General features: G+C 51.8%; 21 protein-coding genes and 3 pseudogenes. All 24 read left to right on the forward strand.

The window, feature by feature from the left end; genetic code table 11:
* The first annotated feature begins 1 nt into the window (after position 1).
* Positions 2-547, forward strand: coding sequence for a glycoside hydrolase family 108 protein (locus tag AC007G_RS27530; protein ID WP_004864256.1), 546 nt, complete (start codon positions 2-4; stop codon positions 545-547).
* Complete coding sequence (locus AC007G_RS27535) at positions 544-891, forward strand: DUF7940 domain-containing protein (RefSeq protein ID WP_117252442.1); 348 nt, start codon at positions 544-546, stop codon at positions 889-891. Before AC007G_RS27530 ends, AC007G_RS27535 begins: the two co-directional genes overlap by 4 nt.
* Positions 888-1,163 (forward strand): hypothetical protein, encoded by a 276-nt coding sequence (locus tag AC007G_RS27540; RefSeq protein ID WP_064181799.1) that lies wholly within the window; start codon positions 888-890, stop codon positions 1,161-1,163. Before AC007G_RS27535 ends, AC007G_RS27540 begins: the two co-directional genes overlap by 4 nt.
* On the forward strand, positions 1,114-1,305 hold the full coding sequence (locus tag AC007G_RS27545; protein WP_316934700.1) for a hypothetical protein: 192 nt from the start codon (positions 1,114-1,116) through the stop codon (positions 1,303-1,305). The genes AC007G_RS27540 and AC007G_RS27545 overlap by 50 nt, the downstream gene beginning before the upstream one ends.
* 102 nt (positions 1,306-1,407) lie before the next feature.
* A complete protein-coding gene (locus AC007G_RS27550) occupies positions 1,408-1,704 on the forward strand; it encodes a hypothetical protein (protein WP_326007571.1) in 297 nt (98 codons plus the stop codon).
* 282 nt (positions 1,705-1,986) lie between these two features.
* A complete protein-coding gene (locus AC007G_RS27555) occupies positions 1,987-2,478 on the forward strand; it encodes a DUF1441 family protein (RefSeq protein ID WP_004849299.1) in 492 nt (163 codons plus the stop codon).
* Entirely contained in the window at positions 2,478-4,586 is a 2,109-nt protein-coding gene (locus AC007G_RS27560) for a phage terminase large subunit family protein (RefSeq protein WP_004849300.1), read from the forward strand. The genes AC007G_RS27555 and AC007G_RS27560 overlap by 1 nt, the downstream gene beginning before the upstream one ends.
* Positions 4,583-4,798: a hypothetical protein gene (locus tag AC007G_RS27565; protein WP_004849302.1), complete on the forward strand. Its 216-nt coding sequence runs from the start codon at positions 4,583-4,585 to the stop codon at positions 4,796-4,798. The genes AC007G_RS27560 and AC007G_RS27565 overlap by 4 nt, the downstream gene beginning before the upstream one ends.
* A complete protein-coding gene (locus AC007G_RS27570; RefSeq protein WP_064181802.1) occupies positions 4,795-6,294 on the forward strand; it encodes a phage portal protein in 1,500 nt (499 codons plus the stop codon). Before AC007G_RS27565 ends, AC007G_RS27570 begins: the two co-directional genes overlap by 4 nt.
* The gene (locus tag AC007G_RS27575) at positions 6,203-8,263 is read left to right on the forward strand and encodes a ClpP-like prohead protease/major capsid protein fusion protein (protein ID WP_479466744.1); all 2,061 of its coding nucleotides are present in this window, start codon (positions 6,203-6,205) and stop codon (positions 8,261-8,263) included. The genes AC007G_RS27570 and AC007G_RS27575 overlap by 92 nt, the downstream gene beginning before the upstream one ends.
* 81 nt (positions 8,264-8,344) lie before the next feature.
* The gene (locus AC007G_RS27580; RefSeq protein ID WP_326007570.1) at positions 8,345-8,671 is read left to right on the forward strand and encodes a DUF2190 family protein; all 327 of its coding nucleotides are present in this window, start codon (positions 8,345-8,347) and stop codon (positions 8,669-8,671) included.
* Positions 8,664-8,957: an ATP-binding protein gene (locus AC007G_RS27585; RefSeq protein WP_064173903.1), complete on the forward strand. Its 294-nt coding sequence runs from the start codon at positions 8,664-8,666 to the stop codon at positions 8,955-8,957. Before AC007G_RS27580 ends, AC007G_RS27585 begins: the two co-directional genes overlap by 8 nt.
* Positions 8,947-9,498, forward strand: coding sequence for a phage tail protein (locus tag AC007G_RS27590; RefSeq protein WP_032743290.1), 552 nt, complete (start codon positions 8,947-8,949; stop codon positions 9,496-9,498). Before AC007G_RS27585 ends, AC007G_RS27590 begins: the two co-directional genes overlap by 11 nt.
* Positions 9,495-9,893 carry a phage tail terminator protein gene (gene gpU / locus AC007G_RS27595; protein ID WP_087638366.1) on the forward strand — a complete coding sequence of 133 codons (399 nt, stop codon included), beginning with the start codon at positions 9,495-9,497 and terminating at the stop codon, positions 9,891-9,893. The genes AC007G_RS27590 and gpU overlap by 4 nt, the downstream gene beginning before the upstream one ends.
* A 7-nt stretch (positions 9,894-9,900) precedes the next feature.
* A pseudogene (locus AC007G_RS27600) lies at positions 9,901-10,371 on the forward strand (phage tail tube protein); the annotation flags it as partial.
* Between the two features lie 57 nt (positions 10,372-10,428).
* Entirely contained in the window at positions 10,429-10,824 is a 396-nt protein-coding gene (locus tag AC007G_RS27605; protein WP_087638364.1) for a phage minor tail protein domain-containing protein, read from the forward strand.
* 62 nt (positions 10,825-10,886) lie between these two features.
* Positions 10,887-11,162: a phage tail assembly protein T gene (locus AC007G_RS27610; RefSeq protein ID WP_237184140.1), complete on the forward strand. Its 276-nt coding sequence runs from the start codon at positions 10,887-10,889 to the stop codon at positions 11,160-11,162.
* Positions 11,143-12,792 (forward strand): annotated as a pseudogene (locus AC007G_RS27615) (phage tail length tape measure family protein); the annotation flags it as partial. The gene AC007G_RS27610 and the pseudogene AC007G_RS27615, both read left to right, overlap by 20 nt.
* 291 nt (positions 12,793-13,083) lie before the next feature.
* On the forward strand, positions 13,084-13,839 hold the full coding sequence (locus AC007G_RS27620; protein WP_422396179.1) for a hypothetical protein: 756 nt from the start codon (positions 13,084-13,086) through the stop codon (positions 13,837-13,839).
* Positions 13,839-14,303: a hypothetical protein gene (locus AC007G_RS27625; protein WP_087638361.1), complete on the forward strand. Its 465-nt coding sequence runs from the start codon at positions 13,839-13,841 to the stop codon at positions 14,301-14,303. Before AC007G_RS27620 ends, AC007G_RS27625 begins: the two co-directional genes overlap by 1 nt.
* Positions 14,300-14,782, forward strand: a complete 483-nt coding sequence (locus tag AC007G_RS27630) for a DUF1833 family protein (protein ID WP_097357936.1) — start codon at positions 14,300-14,302, stop codon at positions 14,780-14,782. Before AC007G_RS27625 ends, AC007G_RS27630 begins: the two co-directional genes overlap by 4 nt.
* Positions 14,783-14,791: 9 nt before the next feature.
* Positions 14,792-15,172 (forward strand): nitrite transporter, encoded by a 381-nt coding sequence (locus AC007G_RS27635; protein WP_326007564.1) that lies wholly within the window; start codon positions 14,792-14,794, stop codon positions 15,170-15,172.
* Entirely contained in the window at positions 15,169-18,228 is a 3,060-nt protein-coding gene (locus AC007G_RS27640) for a host specificity factor TipJ family phage tail protein (RefSeq protein ID WP_131066553.1), read from the forward strand. The genes AC007G_RS27635 and AC007G_RS27640 overlap by 4 nt, the downstream gene beginning before the upstream one ends.
* 55 nt (positions 18,229-18,283) lie before the next feature.
* Positions 18,284-18,707 (forward strand): annotated as a pseudogene (locus AC007G_RS27645) (hypothetical protein); the annotation flags it as partial.

Consider the following 18,707-nt stretch of genomic DNA (forward strand, 5'->3'; position numbering starts at 1 on the left):
CATGGCAACAGCAGATCAGATTATCGAAGGTGTCCTCGGAAAAGAGGGCGGTTATGTAAATAATCCATCAGATAAAGGCGGGCCCACCCGATGGGGCATTACACAGAATACAGCCCGCGCTTACGAATATACCGGGGATATGAAGTTATTGCCACGTGAAACGGCCAAAGCCATTTACCTGTCGCAATACTGGACGGAACCGAATTTCCACCGCATAGCCGAACTGTCGCCAGCCATCGCACAGGAATTGTGTGATACCGGCGTAAACATGGGGCCTCGCGTCGTCAGTACATTCCTGCAGCGCTGGTTAACGGCTTTGAACATGCAGGGCAAGCTGTATCCAGACCTGAAGCCGGACGGCGCGATTGGCAACATCACTATTGCAGCGCTGAAAAGCTATCTGGCCGTTCGCGGCAAAGATGGTGAAACCACGCTGTTGAAAGGGCTGAATTGCAGCCAGGGCGCCCGATATCTTGAACTTTCCGAAGGCCGGGCTGCTAACGAGGACTTCCTTTATGGCTGGGTCAAAGAGCGGGTGAGCCTATGAAGATGATTATTTTCGCTCTGCTGGCGTTGGTGGCGGTGCTGGTCCTTTTGCTACTGCGCAAATATACCCGGCTGGAGTTCGTTGACCATGCCCGCCTGTTGTTGAAAACGTGGTCTGTGAGGCTGGGCACCATCGGCGCGCTGATTGGCGTTTGGGCGCAGTCTTTCCCGGATGCAGCCCTGCATGCCTGGGCGATTCTGCCGCCAGATATCAAGGGCATCCTGCCGCCCAACATAGTGGCGATGATTAGTCCCGCGTTGGTAGTGCTGGCGGTGCTATCGCAATACGTACGCCAGCCGGCATTGAAAGATAAGGCCGACAGGCTGAAGGGTTTGCCACAATGAGCTTTGAAATAATCGCCGGGGCAGTGGTGGTCATTATTGGTGCTATCGCTGCCGCGTTCGGTATCGGCCACGCTCGCGGGACCAGTAAGGCTGAATCAAAGGCCGAGCAGCAGCGCACCGAAGAAAACGCCGCTGCTACTGTCGCCGCGGCAGAACGCCGTGCTGAAGTCACGAAAGGGGCCAGCGATGTACAGGAAGACGTTAAGCGTATGGGCGATGACGATGTTGATCGCGAGCTGCGCGAAAGATTTACCCGCCCCGGTGGTGGTTGATACCGCGTGCAACTGGGTGCGGATCATCTACCTGACCGACCACGATATCGATGTTCTGGACAAGCAGACCAAGCGCGACATTCTGGCGCATAACAAATCAGTGTTGGTGAACTGTCCTAACCTTAGCCCCACTAAGGGATAATTTAGGCTGTATACCTTCTACAGGATAAACCAATTGTAATTGTTTCTTAATCCGATTCAGCCAGGTTAGGATTGAGCTCTCCACTCAAAAGGGAAAGTGAAAATGAAGAAGCTGATTATTGCATTGGGTTTGGTTTTACTGGCTGGATGCGCCACTGTGGGTAAAGATTTTCCTGATCAGAGTGTATCTTCTCTACAGAAAGGGGTCACATCAGAACAGACCGTTTTAGCTACTTTTGGTAAGCCTGCATATATAACCACTGATTCCGATGGAAATAAAATATATACGTGGACATACGCACACGCTACAGCGTTTGGTGCTGCAAAAGGTAAGGCTCTGGTTATCAAAATTAATAAAGAAGGGCTGATGGACTCTTATACTACCAGCGCAACTCAATAAATAATTCTGAACCATGCATAGCCTCGCTTCTGCGAGGCTTTTTTATATCTTAAAGTTAGACGTCTAAATGGCTGTTTTTTTGGCGAAATTCTTCGCATTAATAATGAGAATTATTATCATTAATGGGTCCTCCCGGAGGGGTGACCTGCCACGGGGCGGCGTGCTCGCGGAAAACGGCTAGTTTTCATATTTCATAGTCATCATCATCATGCGCACAGGTTATTGATTTTCCAGATGTTGGATTTTCAATGATGTCGAATCGTACAAAAAGTGCTCACCATCATGGACCAGGAAATCGCTGCTTTAAAACTCAACATCAACCAGCTCGCTGGTATCACTGGCGTGCACCGCCAGACGGTTGCCGCCAGGCTGAAAAACGTTGCTCCGGCAACGGGCAGTAATAGCAAGCTCAAGCTCTATCTCGTCACTGATATTTTGAGTGAGCTGATGATTCCGACGGTCTCAACGGCAAGCGTCGAAGAGATGGACCCCTCAGACAGGCTCGCGCACTGGAAGGCTGAGAACGAGCGACTGAAATTTGAGGTTGATACAAAGCAACTTATTCCTGCCGAAGATGTTGCTAGAGAATTTTCACTGATGGCGAAAGCCGTTGTCATGGTGCTTGAAACACTCCCGGACATTCTTGAACGCGACTGCGCACTTACGCCGGTTGCGGTGTCACGCGTGCAAAGCGTGATTGATGACCTGCGCGATCAGGTCGCCCAAAAAGTAATGGACGCCGAACCAGAGGAGGATGAGCCAGAGGAGGACTGATGGCAAAACGGGCATCAGCCAAGGGGATTCGCCGCGATGTCTCCGGCATTTTACGAGCCCCGCGTCGTATGCAAGTGGCCGACGCGGTCAGTGCATATATGCGTGTGCCGATGGGGGCGGGTAACTCCGTTCCCTGGGACCCCAATCTGGCCCCTTACATTATCGAACCGATGAACTGTCTGGCCTCCAGGGAATACGATGCCGTAGTATTTGTCGGGCCTGCCCGAACCGGGAAAACGATCGGCCTCATTGATGGCTGGATTGTCTATAACATCGTTTGTGATCCGGCTGACATGCTGGTTATTCAGGTATCCGAAGAGAAAGCACGTGAACATTCCAAGAAACGCCTCGACCGAACATTCCGTTGTAGTCAGGAAGTAAAATCGCGACTCAGCCCGCGTCGTAATGATAATAACGTTCACGACCGTACCTTCCGGGCTGGAAACTATCTCAAACTGGGTTGGCCGTCGGTCAACATCATGTCGTCGTCAGACTATAAAAGTGTGGCGCTGACTGACTATGATCGCTTTCCTGAAGATATCGACGGGGAGGGTGATGCATTTTCCCTGGGTTCGAAACGTACCACTACCTTTATGTCCAGCGGCATGACCCTGGTTGAGAGTTCGCCTGGCCGTGATATTCGTGACACAAAATGGCGACCAACCACCGCGCATGAAGCGCCGCCAACTACCGGCATATTATCGTTGTTTAATCGTGGTGACCGCCGCCGCCTTTACTGGCCTTGCCCGCATTGCGGAGAATATTTTCAGCCCGAAGTCGCCAATATGACGGGATACCGTGACTCCCCTGATCCCGTTGTGGCAAGTGAGTCTGCTTATCTTCAGTGTCCGGCCTGCAAAGGCAAGATCACGCCGGATATGAAACGTGAACTGAATATCCGCCATGTCTGGCTGCGCGACGGGGAAAAAATAGATCGTGATGGAAATAAATATGGTGAGCCGCGTCGTTCACGTATCGCGTCGTTCTGGATGGAAGGGCCAGCCGCGGCATACCAGACGTGGGCACAGATGATATACAAATTCCTGACTGCCGAGCAGGAATATGAGTCCACACAGAGCGAAGAAACGCTAAAAACGGTGGTCAATACCGACTTTGGTCGGCCCTATTTGCCCCGTGCCAGCATGGAACAGCGTAAAAGTGAACTGCTGGAGCAGCGAGCCGAAGACGTGCCAAAACGTTCAGTACCCGACGGCGTTGAATTTCTCATAGCGACAGTCGACGTGCAGGGCGGGAAGTCCCGGCGGTTTGTGGTTCAGGTTACTGGGTATGGCATGCAGGGGGAGAGATGGCTGGTCGATCGCTACAACATCCGCCAGTCATTACGGGCAAACGAGCACGGTGAATGTTACCCCATTGATCCGGCCAGTTACCCGGAAGACTGGGATTTACTTCTGTCCGACGTGTTCGAAAAGTCCTGGGCCTTATCAAGTGACCCTTCAAAACGCATGCGGCTCATGGCGATGGCTGTCGATTCAGGCGGCGAGGATGGTGTCACCGATAACGCCTATAAGTTCTGGCGTAAATGTCGACGGGATGGACTGGGTAAAAAGGTTTTCCTCTTTAAGGGCGACAGTGTACGACGCTCAAAACTGATTACCCGCACATTTCCTGATAACACTGATAGATCAACCCGCCGGGCAAAAGCCGCTGGCGATGTGCCGCTTTACCTTCTTCAGACCGATGCACTGAAAGACCAGGTTAATAACGCCCTGTGGCGTGAATCACCTGGCCCGAACTATGTGCATTTCCCGAAATGGCTCGGCAGCTGGTTCTACGATGAGCTGACCTATGAGGAGCGTTCACCTGATGGAAAATGGAGCAAACCGGGCCGAGGTCCGAACGAAGCTTTCGACCTGCTCGTTTATGCCGATGCGCTGGTTATATTGCACGGGTACGAAAAGATCAAATGGCCGGATGCGCCTGAATGGGCGAAGCGGACAACGTGGATCGAAGAAAGCACGTCGGAAACTGGCGAAGTGTCATCCACGTTACCACCAAAAACGACCCATAGCAGGAAAAAACGGAAGGCAAATAAGCCCGACGTTGAAAACAATCCCTGGACCACATCATCAGGAGGCTGGGTGTGAAACAAACCGATATTGAATCCATTATCCAGCGTTATACCGATGCGGAAATAGCGGTGCTGGAGGGGAAGTCTATAACGTTCAACGGGCAGCAGATGACGCTGGAGAACCTGTCCGAAATCCGCAAAGGGCGGCAAGAATGGGAGCGCCGTCTTGCTTCCCTGCTGGCTCAGCGTCACGGGCGACCCGGTTATAAACTCGCGAGGTTTCCATGAGCATTTTAGATGATGCGATTGGCGTCTTTTCCCCTGGATGGAAAGCCGCGCGTTTACGTTCCAGAGCGATGATTCAGGCATATGAAGCTGTTAAGCCCACCCGAACACACAAGGCGCGCAGGGAAAACCGTTCCGCTAACCAGCTAAGCCAGATGGGGGCTGTATCCCTCCGTGAGCAAGCGCGATGGCTGGACAATAATCACGATCTCGTTATCGGCGTGTTCGATAAGCTTGAAGAACGGGTGGTAGGTGCAAAAGGAATTATTGTTGAGCCCCACCCGGTACTGAAGAACGGAAATATAGCGAAGAAACTGGCTGAACAAATCAGAACTAAGTGGGCTGAATGGTCGGTCAGCCCTGAGGTCACGGGGCAGTTTACCCGCCCTATGCTTGAGCGGTTGATGCTCAGGAGCTGGCTCAGGGACGGAGAAATTTTCGCTCAGATGGTGAGTGGCTCAGCGCAGGGACTTGATCCGGTGGCTGGCGTACCTTTCTGGCTTGAAGCGCTTGAGGCCGATTTTGTGCCGATGACCAATGATGAGTCTGCGCAACTATGCCAGGGGGTTTATGTAGATAACTGGGGGCGCCCGAAAAAGTACCTGGTCTATAAAAGTCTGCCTGTTACTGGCCGTCAATTGGATACGAAAGATGTTGATGCCGGGAATATGCTTCATCTCAAATTTACCCGCCGTCTTCATCAGACCCGAGGTACATCTCTCCTTTCTGGTGTTCTCATGCGCCTCAGTGCGCTGAAAGAATACGAGGATGCGGAGTTAACGGCAGCCCGCATTGCAGCTGCACTGGGGATGTACATAAAAAAAGGAGACGGGCAAAGTTTTACGGATGAAACCAGCAAAGACAATCGCGACGTAATGATTGAGCCAGGCATTATCTATGATGATCTGCTGCCCGGTGAAGACATCGGTATGATCAAGTCCGACAGACCAAACCCTAACCTTGAAACATTCCGAAATGGACAATTGCGCGCTGTCGCTGCCGGCGCTCGTCTCAGCTTCTCCAGTACAGCCAGAAACTACGATGGAACATACAGTGCCCAGCGGCAGGAGTTGGTTGAATCAACAGATGGTTATCTGATCCTTCAGGACTGGTTCATCGGCGCAATCACCCGGCCAATGTACCGAAACTGGCTAAAAATGGCGGTAGCTTCTGGCGAAATTCAGCTACCACGTGGGTTGGATATGGCGTCGCTTTACACTGCAGTTTATTCCGGTCCGGTCATGCCGTGGATCGACCCTGTTAAAGAGGCTAATGCCTGGAAGGCGCAAATCCGGGGTGGAGCTGCGACGGAATCAGACTGGGTGCGCGCCAGCGGGCGCAACCCGGATGATGTGAAACGGCGCCGTAAGGCTGAAGTCGATGATAACCGCGAACTGGGACTGGTGTATGACACCGATCCTGCTAACGATAAAGGAGGCACCAGTGCCGAAGTCAAAGAATCGGACGCCCCGACGTCCGAAAGCCAGCGCAAGAAGTAATTCCTGGTTCCGTATGCAGGCCCGCGCTGATAACGAAGCGGAAATATACATTTACGACGAGATCGGCTACTGGGGGGTAACAGCTCGCCAGTTTGTGAACGATCTGAAGGCCCTGGGTGATGTAACTCATATTAACCTTCATATCAATTCACCTGGTGGCGATGTCTTTGATGGCATAGCCATTTTTAATGCCCTTAAACACCACGGAGCTGCAATTACCGTTCATATCGACGGCCTGGCGGCTTCTATGGCATCCGTCATTGCAATGGTGGGTAATCCGGTCATCATGCCGGAAAACACCATGATGATGATCCACAAGCCCTGGGGCTTTGCTGGTGGCGATGCTAACGATATGCGTGACTATGCCGAATTGCTGGACAAGGTTGAGTCCGTGTTGATCCCCGCTTATGCAGCGAAAACCGGCAAGTCCAGTGATGAAATCGCGGCGATGCTTGAAGATGAAACCTGGATGGACGGCAGTGAATGCGTCGAGTTGGGTTTTGCCGACCAGGTCACACCATCCCTTCAGGCTATGGCCTGTATCCAGTCTAAACGTATTGAGGACTTCGAAAAGATGCCAAACAACATTCGTAATATGATTACACCTCCACGTAACTCTAACCAGCGCGATCCACAGCAGCCTGTTAATCAGCCTCAGGCACAACACGTTGCCACTCAGCCGAACGGCGCTGACGAAAACACCATCCGCGCCCAGGTTATTGCGGAGCAGAAAGAACGTGTTAACGGCATTAACAATCTCTTCGCGATGTTTGGCGGCAAACATTCCGAACTGCAGGCGCAGTGTGTAGCCGATATGGATTGCACTGTCGATCAGGCTAAAGACAAGCTGCTGGCGCTGCTGGGTAAAGATGCTTCACCATCGGCGAAAACCACGCCAGCGCATATTCATGCAGGTAACGGTAATTTTGTCGCCGATGGTATTCGCCAGGCATTGATGGCGCGTGCCGGATTTGAAGATCAGGAACGTGACAATGTCTACAACGGCATGACCTTGCGTGAATATGCCCGCATGGCCCTGACTGAGCGGGGAATTAGTGTATCAAGCTATAACCCGATGCAGATGGTAGGGCTTGCGCTGACGCACAGCACCTCAGATTTTGGCAACATCCTGCTTGACGTCGCCAACAAAGCGATTTTGCAGGGCTGGGACGAAGCTGCAGAAACCTTCGAGCAGTGGACAAAGAAAGGTCAGCTATCGGACTTTAAGACAGCGCATCGTGTGGGGATGGGCGGATTCTCGTCTCTGCGGCAGGTTCGCGAAGGTGCTGAATATAAGTATGTGACAACCGGCGATAAAGGTGAAACCATCGCGCTCGCCACCTACGGGGAAATTTTCTCCATCACCCGCCAGGCAATCATCAACGATGATCTGAACCAGCTCACTGATGTTCCGATGAAAATGGGCCGTGCCGCTAAGGCGACTATCGGCGACCTGGTTTACGCCATCCTGACCAAAAACCCAAAACTCTCTGATGGTAAGGCGTTATTCCACGCAGACCACAAGAATCTATCCACCGGCGCTATTTCCGTCAGCAGCCTGGACGATGCGCGTAAACTGATGCGTCTGCAGAAAGAAGGTGAACGTTCTCTGAATATCCGCCCGGCATTTATGCTGGTGCCGGTCGCGCTGGAGACGCTGGCTAATCAGACGATTAAATCAGCGAGCGTAAAAGGGGCGGATATCAACGCCGGGATTATTAACCCGATCCAGAATTTTGCAGATGTGATTGCAGAGGCCCGTCTTGACGAAGCTGACGCAAAAGCCTGGTATCTGATGGCGGCAAAAGGGACGGACACCATCGAAGTTGCGTATCTGAATGGTGTTGACACTCCTTACATTGATCAGCAGGAAGGGTTTACCACTGACGGTATCGCTACAAAAGTTCGTATCGATGCTGGTGTGGCACCGCTTGATTACCGCGGTCTGGTTAAATCCAGCGGCCAGTAATCATTACGGTTCTGAAAATCGACGCCCGGAAGGGCTTTTTTTATACCTGAAATCAGCCCTGCGGGGCTGACAGGAGACGTTATGGCTAAAAATTATGTGCAAGACGGCAAAACTATCCCTCTTAAAAACGCTGGTGCAGAAGAGATTCTCAGCGGCACACCGGTCGCTTTGGGCGCGATCATTGCAGTTGCAATTACCGATATTCAGCCGGGGGGTGTAGGCGATGGTTTCGCTGAAGGTGTCTTTCTTTTATCTAAGCTGCCCGCTGATGCCGTGACCGCCGGGGAAAAGGTATATCTCAAAGGTGGAAATGTTCAGCTGGATGACGCCGATGCGGTATTGGCCGGGACTGCCTGGGAGGATGCTGCTGCAGGTGTTACCGTCCTGGAAGTCAAAATCAATGGCTAATGCCTTTGACAAGATGACTGAAAGAATGGATGCGTTGACGGCGAAAAGGCTTGGCAGAACGGCGACTATTAATGGCGATGAGCATATTGCTGTTGAAAGTCACTTGCTCCCTGAGCTAGGGCCAGTCGCGGGTGATGGGATTAACCTGGTTATCTTTAGCGCCGGCTATCAGCCGGCGCGGGGAGATGAGGTTATTTATAAAGGTCAGGTTTACACCGTTACCCGCTGGCTCCTCTTTAATGGTAAGCCGCAAATCTGGATTGAGGAGGTCATAGGTGACGATTAAAGGCCTGGAAGAGCTCAAGCAGAACCTGAGCAATATCAGTAAAAATGCCATTCCTCGGGCGACATCCCAATCCATTAACCGGGTGGCTGGAAGGGCAATAAGCCGAAGTTCAACCCGTGTGGCGAAAGAAACCAGGGTTAAGCGGAAGCTGGTTATGCAACGGTCCAGGCTCAAGCGGGCGAGTCCTAAAAAGCCAATGGCAACCATCCGGGTAAATCGCGGCAACCTCCCGGCGATAAAGTTGGGGCCAGTACGGGTTCAGCTTTCACGACGTAAGCGTGATAACGGTAGTTCAGGTAGCGTTCTGAAAGTTGGGAATTTCAGCTTCCCTGGGGCTTTCGTACAGCAACTTAACAACGGGCGCTGGCACGTTCTCCGGCGCACCGGAAAATCCCGTTATCCGGTCGAGGTTGTGAAAGTACCATTGGTTACACCTCTGACAACGGCATTCAGAGAAGAACTGCCCAAACTGATGGAATCGGATATGCCAAAAGAGCTTATGGCGGCTCTTAAAAATCAGATAAGGCTGGTGACAAAATGATCCACCCGCAAATCAGAAAAGCCGTTCTGGACAAACTGAAGTTAATCAACCCCGGTAAAACTTTCTGGTATGACGGCCGGCCAGCATTCCTGGCTCCAGAAGAGTTGCCCGCGGTCGCAGTTTATCTTACTGATGCGAAGGCTACGGGTAGCAGCATTGACGAGGAAGAGTGGGAGGCAGTCCTTCACATTGAAGTATTCCTCAAAGCAAACGCGACCGATAGCGAGCTGGATAAATGGATGGAAACCCGCATCTATCCGGCGATGGCTGACGTTCCTGAGCTTGCCAGTATCGTCGAAACCATCAGCGTTGCCGGCTACGACTACCAACGTGACGATGAAGCCACTACATGGGGCTCCGCCGATCTCCAGTATTCCCTGACTTATATTATGTGAGGAGCTTATGCCAACACCAACACCGACTACACCGACCAAAGGGGCCGGGACGACGTTTTGGATTTACACCGGAACAGGTGATCCCTACGATGATCCGCTGAGTGACGTTGGCTGGACTCGTACGGCAAAAATTAAGGAGATTACGCCTGGTGAGCTGACTGCGGAGTCGTATGATGATTCCTATATTGATGATGATGCGCCTGACTGGGATTCCACGGCCCAGGGGGTTAAGTCAGCCGGGCAATCGAGCGTTACTCTTGCATGGAAACCAGGTGAATCTGGTCAGCAGGACCTTGTTGACTGGTTTATGAGTGGTGATGAAAAAGCCTACAAGATTAAATATCCAAACGGAGCAGTAGATATTTTTACCGGTTGGGTAAATAGCTTGGGTAAAACAATCGCGCGAAATGAAGTAATTACCCGTAGTGCGCAAATTACCAATAAAGGCAAACCATCTTTGGCAGAAGATAACGCTTCTACCACTCCTTAATATATTTTCGACAGCGGTGTCACGGCACCGCGCCGGAGCTAATTAATGAACTATCTCAAGAAAGATACTTTAAATCCTGAAGGCGCAAATATCATCCTGTTTGAATTATCTGCTTACAGCCGAATGAAATATATTGAGTTCATGGTTGAAGAAAGAAAATCATTACCTACAGAGGGGTTGTCGCCGGATGAGAATTTTAAAATAGCTACTTTGCTGACTACGCGTGATCAGGCAATGATTGTCGCTTTATCTTTAAGTGAAGCGGATGACGAGGAACGCGACGGGAAAGATATTTTCCCGGAGATAATGCGGAAATACCCACCGGGGCTATTGGGTAGTGCAGCATTACTTGTGCGTATGCTTTCAGGGATGATCCCCCCAGTTAATAACACCTCCGAGGAAACTGAAGAAGAGGAGTCGCTGGATTTGGAAAAGTCCTGACCCGCTCACGTCGCTTTGCTATGCGATTAGCCAGGGAGTTTGGACGACCAGACTGGCGCGCAATGCTTTCGGAAATGTCTTCCTCGGAATGGTTTGAATGGATTGAGTATTACCAGGATCATTGTTTTAGTGACGACCTTCTGGATTCTCATTTCGCCAACCTTAGTTATCTCGCAGTCAGTCTCTTCACCGATCCGGATAAACACGGAATTTCTGCCCTCGATTTTAGTTTGCTTGCAACAGGCAGGGCAGAGAGCGATGAGCTTTCCGATGAACAACTTATGTCTATAGCTGAAAGCATTCCTGGAGGAACTCGCTATGTCCCAGCCAGTGGGTGATCTGGTCGTTAAAATTGACGGCGATAGCGCAAAATTTGATGAGGAAGTCGCTCATCTGAATAAGCAGCTGAGCGGGTTAGGTAGGGCCGCTAATGACAGCACAGCCCAGGTCACCGCAGCGTTTACGCGGCAGGAGCGTGCGGCAAAACGTGCCGGTATCTCAATCGGCCAATATAATAACGCAATGCGCATGCTGCCTGCACAGTTTACTGATGTCGCAACTCAGTTAGCTGGTGGGCAGAGCCCGTGGCTAATTTTACTCCAGCAGGGCGGGCAGGTTAAAGACTCATTTGGTGGACTGATCCCAACATTCCGAGCATTACTTGGTGCTGTAAGCCCATTGGCCGTAGGCGTTGCAGCATTGACTGCCGCGGGTGCCGGAATGGGATATATCTTCTATCAGGGATCGTCAACACTTTCCGATTTTAATAAGACACTGACGCTTTCAGGCAACACGGCCGGACTGACTACCGACAGAATGCTGGTACTCGCAAGGTCGGGACAGCAAGCAGGCCTTACTTTTGATAAAACCAGTGATTCTCTGACAGCATTAATTAATGCTGGCGTGGGGGCGGGTGCGCGTTTTGATGAGCTAAGCCAGTCAGTTGCAAAATTTTCTACGGCATCTGGTATCCCCGTTGAAAAGGTAGCGGAAGCTTTCGGGAAACTGACCAATGACCCGACGTCCGGCCTGATTGCGATGGCGCAACAGTTTCATAACGTGACAGCCGAGCAGATTGATTACGTTGCTCAGCTACAACGTTCAGGAGATGAAGCCGCTGCACTTCAGGCGGCTAATGATGCAGCGACTAAAGGATTTAACACCCAGACTCAGAGCCTGATCGATAACATGGGTACGATTGAGCGCTCTGCTGATTCGTTGAAACGCGCGTTTAAATCCATGTGGGATGCTGCTTTGGATTTGGGGAGGCCAGACACTGCAGGGGAGATGGTAAGTAAGGCTGAGGCGGCGTTTAAACGTGCTGATGACATCTGGAATCTGCGGAAAAATGATCGCTATGTAAATGATGAAGCCCGAGCAAGGTTCTGGAGTGACCGGGAATCAGCCCGTCTGGCGCTCGATATGGCGCAGCAGCAGGCTGGTATTGCCAGCACTAGTGCGGCAAATGCAGAAAAAGAAGCGGCTTTAGAATCTGACAGGAAAAAATACGCCGCCCAGGCTCAGGCAAATTACGCTAAATCCCAAACCGCACTCGAAAAATATACTGCCCGTCAAAATGAGTTAAATAAGGCTCTCAAAGAGGGACGTATCCTTCAGGCTGATTACGCCATCAATATGGCGGCAGCGAAAAAGGAATATGAGGCTTCAGTAAAAAAAACGCCGAAACCAAAAGGCGTTAAAGTTTCTGCTGGTGATCGCTCTTCTGATCAGACGGATGCCGAAACCCTGCAGTTGATGACCCAGTTAAAGTTGCTGCAACAGCATACAGGGCTTAACGATACCATCAGTCAGCAACGTAAAAGTTTATGGTCTTTACAGTCAAAATTCTCGGTTATCGAAGAGGCATCGAAAACACGCGCGCTGAGCAAGGATGAACAATCGTTACTAGCCAGCAAGGATAAGGTTCTGGCGCAGGCTGAGGTTAATGCGAAGCTGGGGGATCAGATTGTCGCCCAGGAACGGCTGAACAAGCTTCAGGATAACTCGTTAAAATATGTTACTCAGATGCAGGAAAAGACTGCTGCACTGACAGATAGTACTGGGTTAAGTGACAGGGACGCGCAACGTAATAACGAGAGGGCGCAGTTAAGGCAGGGATGGAAAAATCAGGGGGGGAGCCTGGAAGATGAAGGGTATCAGAAAGAGCTTTCCGCCCTTGAGGGCTATTATGCTGCACAGGATGAAATGCGTAATAACTGGTTGGCCGGCGTTCAGTCGTCATGGGAAAACTATGCTGACATGGCCGCCAACTATAACCAGATTGCTGCGGATACGACTAATACTGCGCTCGGCGGAGTAACAAGCAATCTCCAGCAAGGGTTATATGACCTTGCCACTCAGTCTGAAGATGCTGGCGATGCCCTGAGTAACATGGTTGAAGGTTTTGGTAAAACAGTCATCCAGACCCTAGCCCAGCTTGCTGCACAATGGCTGGTATATCAGGGGGTGCAGCTGCTTGTCGGGAAAACAACACAAGCTGCAGCTGCAGCTCCCATGATCACTAATGCGCAGGCGACAGCGTTACAGGCTCAACTGGCCGCATATGCTTCCACTGCAGCTATTCCAATCGTGGGCCCGGCTATGGCTCCTGCTGCTTTGACTGCCGCTATTGGTGTCACAGAGCCTCTTGTTGCTGCCATCTCAGGATTAGCTCTTGCAGGCATGGCGCACGATGGTATCGATAAAATTCCGGAAACGGGCACCTGGCTGCTAAAAAAAGGGGAGCGTGTAACCACTGCGGGTACATCTGCAAAACTGGACGCAACGTTAGATCAGGTTCGGCAGCAAAGGACCACTGGTGGTCGTCCAATTGTTGCTGAGTTTAATAATACTTTTTCGGGTAAGCCGGATGATGCAATGCTTGCCTCATTTGATAAGCGGCAGAGGGAGTCTGAAAAGCGTCTTGTGAAGTATCTGACATCTCAGGTGATGGAGCCGACGGAAGAATATGGGCGCGCGATAAGGTCAGTGTATCCGGGGCGGAGAATGAGATAATGACAGATATTTATTACCCACATGATTACCTTCCTGTTCCACTTTATGATGGTTATGGGTTTAAACCTGTATCACCGTTATCAAGAACTGAAATGACAACAGGGAGAGCTCGCCAGCGACGTAGATATTTGTCAACGCCAACCCAAAACAGCGTTAAATGGTTATTTAAAAGCGATGGACAGGCTCAGCTATTTGAAGCCTGGTTTCGTGAAACTATCACCGATGGTACTTCCTGGTTTTATATGGTGCTCAAAACTCCAATGGGTGTTGAGCCTTATAAATGTCGTTTCGTCGATATTTATGAAGGTCCGACCCCGGTAAAACCAGGCAAGTGGATGTTTACTGCCACTTTGGAATTATGGGAAAGACCCGTATTACCTCCTGGATGGGTCGATTTCCCAGATTTCATTATCAACAGCGATATTCTCGATTTGGCAGTTAACAGGGAGTGGCCTGAAGCATGACAATTCTCAACCGTCTCTATGCCAGCAGCGGTCCCGAGGTCATTATTGAAACGCTGCAGATCAACATCGGCGATGAGGTCCATTACCTATGCAACGGGTACGACGATATCACCGCAACAACAGAGAACGGGGACACCGTTGAATTCAAAGCTTGCGCGATGGATGTCGCATTACCCGCCCGTAATGATGATGGCACTCAGGATTTAAAATTTGCGCTCTGCAATGTTGATGGCAAGGTTTCAACGGCCATTCGAAACGCCATTAACAATCTCAACTCGGCATCTCTGACATATCGTAGTTTCATCTCCACGGATTTAGCCGCGCCAGCCGCCGTCCCTTACACCCTGGCGATTAAGCCAGGTTACTGGACAGCGACAGAAGCGCAGATCACTGCGGGTTACATGAACGTGCTGGATACTGCGTGGCCCCGTAATCGTTACACACTGAATTACTTCCCAGGCCTGCGTTACGCCAACTAAGGAAAATCTATGTTCAATTCCGAAAAATACCGTTCAGTCACCTGGCTGAAGGGGGGACGCGCTTACCCTGAACTTGACTGTTTTGGCATCGTGAATGAAATACGGCGGGACCTGGGGCTTTCTGAATGGCCTGATTTTGCCGGTGTGACCAAAGACGGTGGCGGCCTCGATCGGGAGGCCAGAAAACTGATGCTTTCCCTACAGCGCTGTGAGCCATGTGAGGGGGCTGGTGTGGCCTGTTACTCCGGCTCATCGGTGACACATGTGGGGATCGTCGTCAGTATTGGCGGCCAGTTACATGTAGCCGAATGCAACCCGGGAACGAATGTCACGTTTCTTCCGTTGCCTCGATTTAAGCGGCGCTTTGTCAAAGTGGAGTTCTGGCGGTGATTAGAATCTACCCCTCCCGGCTACCTGGTGAGCCGCTTGAAACGCATGAACACAGGGCGATGACGCTGCATGCGTGGATGGTTGAAAATGTTGAAAGCTACAGTGAGCGTGAGAGACACCCTGTGTCGGTTGAGCTGGGTGGCGTCAACATTCCTCCCGAGCAATGGCCGTTATGCTATATCAGGCCTGAAAGCGATGTGCGTATCTATCCTGTACCCTACGGGACGGGGCTTGAGATAGCCGCGTGGGCAGCGGTGGCCGTCGCAGTAGCCTCTGCGGCTTACACGCTTTTCATGATGTCGGGCCTGGACTCCGGGGGATATTCCTCTTCGACAGGCAGAAGTCTTGATCTCAATCCGGCAAAAGCGAATACAGCCAAACTGGGTGACCCCATTCGTGAAGTTTTTGGCCGCCGCCGTATTTACCCGGATTATGTGGTCCAGCCGGTTACCCGGTTTGACCCTGTCGATCCGACGATCATGCGGGTTCATATGCTGGTTTGTCTGGGAATGGGTAACTTCTCATTCTCTAATGGTGATCTGCGCGTGGGGGATACGCCAGCATCGACCCTTGATGGATTCAGCCACACCCATTACCCACCTGGCGCCGATGTATCCGGCGATGAACGTAGCGAGAACTGGTTTAATTCCACCGAGGTGGGCGGAACGTCTTCAGGTACTGGCCTTGATATGGCGCAGACCTCACCGGACTCAGACGATATTATCGCGGACAGCATGACTGTGTCCGGCGCGACCGTAACGTTTACCGGGCTTGATACGGATGACGACGATGATGAAGATGAAGACGACAACGCTCTGCCTGACAGCTGGGTCGAAGGTACTATTGTGGAGATTAAAGCGCCTACCAATTTCCTGATTTCCACCTCGTCAGGCTACAGCGTGTTTGCCAGCAAGCTGCTGACGGAAATCGCTCCGGCGGCTGGAATGCCGGTGACGCTGAGTTTTAACAGTGTTGATTATGATCTCTTCATTGCAGCATATACGCCGGGGCAGGATGCCGTGCCTGGTGAGGGTGGCAGCGCGGCTAAAATCCAGGCCAGCGCTGCGCCGACGACTTACGATTTCTCTCTGGGCAGTACAACCTTTACGTTCACCTGGCACGGAACAACCTATACCGTCTCGCTGGTTGCAGATTATGTGAACATGTCCGGCCTGCTGGCCGCTATCTCGGAGGGGCTGACCGGTTCGGGACTGGTCGCGCAGGACAATGGCGGTACAGTGCTGATCACGGAGGAGTCCAGCCCGTTCGCCGGTGGATCAATAACCTCGTCTTCGCTTCCGTCGTCTGTTTTCGGCGATACCCCGGCTTACTCTACCGGCACGGCATCAACAGGCGGCAGTGCGGCCATAACAGCAAACGTGACCCTGGCCTATAACAGCGCCACAGGAACTGCATTCTCAGGTATGCCGGAAGGCACGCAACGACTTTCGCTGTCTCACCGTGGCAATGAGTACCAGATTATTTCTACTGACGGGACCACGGCGACGGTAGGCCGCATGGTAGACGGTGCGATTGATGCGTCATGGCCCGGCTTCATCGCCCGGACAATGATCGACTACGAAGCCACCGGACTGAATGACAGCGATACCTGGATGGGACCATTTCTGGCAAGTCCGGATAACGAAACTGTTGATATTTTTGAGGTCAATTTTTCTTTCCCCAGTGGTATCTGTGGCTTTGACAGCAAAGGGAAAAAACGAATACGCCATGTTGAGTGGGAGATTCAGTATCGGGTTTATGGTTCTGGTGCCGGATGGATCAGTAAAACAGGTGAGTATGCGCTGAAAAACGTTAACGGGCTTGGATTCACTGAACGCATAGTTCTTGACTCACCTGGTCTGGTTGAAGTTCGTTGTCGTCGACGGAACGAGCAGGGCAGCAACAATGCCCGTGACAACATGTACTGGCAGGCACTCAGGGGGCGACTTCTGACGCGTCCGGTATCCTATGCTGGCGTGACTCTCCTGGGGGTGACTGTCGAGACCGGAGGGAAACTTGCGGCACAGTCCGATCGGCGGGTGAATGTCGTAGCCACACGTGTTTATGACTCAGGTACACCGCGGACGATTTCCGGCGCGCTGCTGAACGTAGGGAACTCTCTGGGTCTTCAGATGGATACAGAGACCATCAGCGAACTGGAGTCGATGTACTGGACGCCCGGGAACGAATATTTCGATTTCGCTACTGGCGACAGTATCTCCGCCCTGGAAATGCTGCAGAAAATCGCGAATGCCGGGAAATCCTATTTTCTGCTTAGTGATGGCCTGGCGACGGTCGGGCGTGAAGGGGTTAAGCCATGGACGGGCATTATCACGCCGCATGAGATGACAGAAGAGCTGCAGACCGGCTTCTCAGCGCCGTCAGATGACGATTATGACGGTGTTGACGTTACCTACATCAACGGCACTACCTGGGCGGAGGAAACAGTCCAGTGCCGCACGACTGACAATCCGACACCGGTCAAAATCGAGGACTATAAACTCGATGGTGTTCTGAACCGGGACCACGCCTGGCAGATTGGTATGAGACGCCTGATGAAGTATCTGCATCAGCGGTTGACGTTCCAGACTACAACGGAGCTGGATGCGCTGTGTTACAACGTCGGTGACCGTATCGTTCTGACTGACGACATACCGGATTCAGCAACGACAATCAGCTGTCTGGTGGAGTCATTATCGACCACTGACGGCGTCTCGACGTTGACGGTATCAGAACCCCTGAACTGGGCGTATCCGAATCCGAGAGCACTGATTCGCTACCAGGACGGATCAGCATCTGCGCTGATGGTGGCGACAAAGATCGGGGATTATCAACTCTCCGTACCGTATCTCAGCGAGTTCGACGCCATTGATTTCAGCACACCTTCCATCGAGCCGGTGAGGCTGATTTTTTGTGATTCCTCTCGTGTCGGCTATGACGCGATTGTTTCAGAAATTGCCCCGCAATCTGACGGGACGTGCCAGGTCACCGCAAAAGAGTACCGCGCGTCATTCTACGACTACGACAACGCCAGTTACCCCGGCGACGTTGCATAAAACATAAATGACTCTCAACAACCCGCTTCGGCGGGTTTTTTGTTATAGGGCGACTATGAGCACATACAAAACGAAAAATCCTTTAGGGTCCGCTGCCGTAAAGGACCTGTACGATAACGCCGAAAACGTGGATAAATTCGTTAATGACAGGACAAAAGAAGAGCTCGATGACCGGTTAGGAGTGCTCCGCAAAACCTGGTACGGCATGGAGATGATCTTCAGTCGCTTCATCACGTATATCACGGGGCGTGGCGAGCAGGCGGTTGCATCCATTGGCTGGCAGGAGCTGGGTAACTGGGCAACCGGCCTCACAGTCGATAATCGCCAGCAAATCGTTTACTACAATGGCTCATGGTATAAATATCTCGGGGATCTGGAGCATGTCATTGCTGGTGATTCACCAGCAAATGATGGCGGCATCTGGTCAAAGGATAACCCGGCAGGGAAATGGTCGAACATCGGTGATGCGGCTCTTCGCT

This window comes from Klebsiella sp. CSG-1, assembly GCF_056521145.1.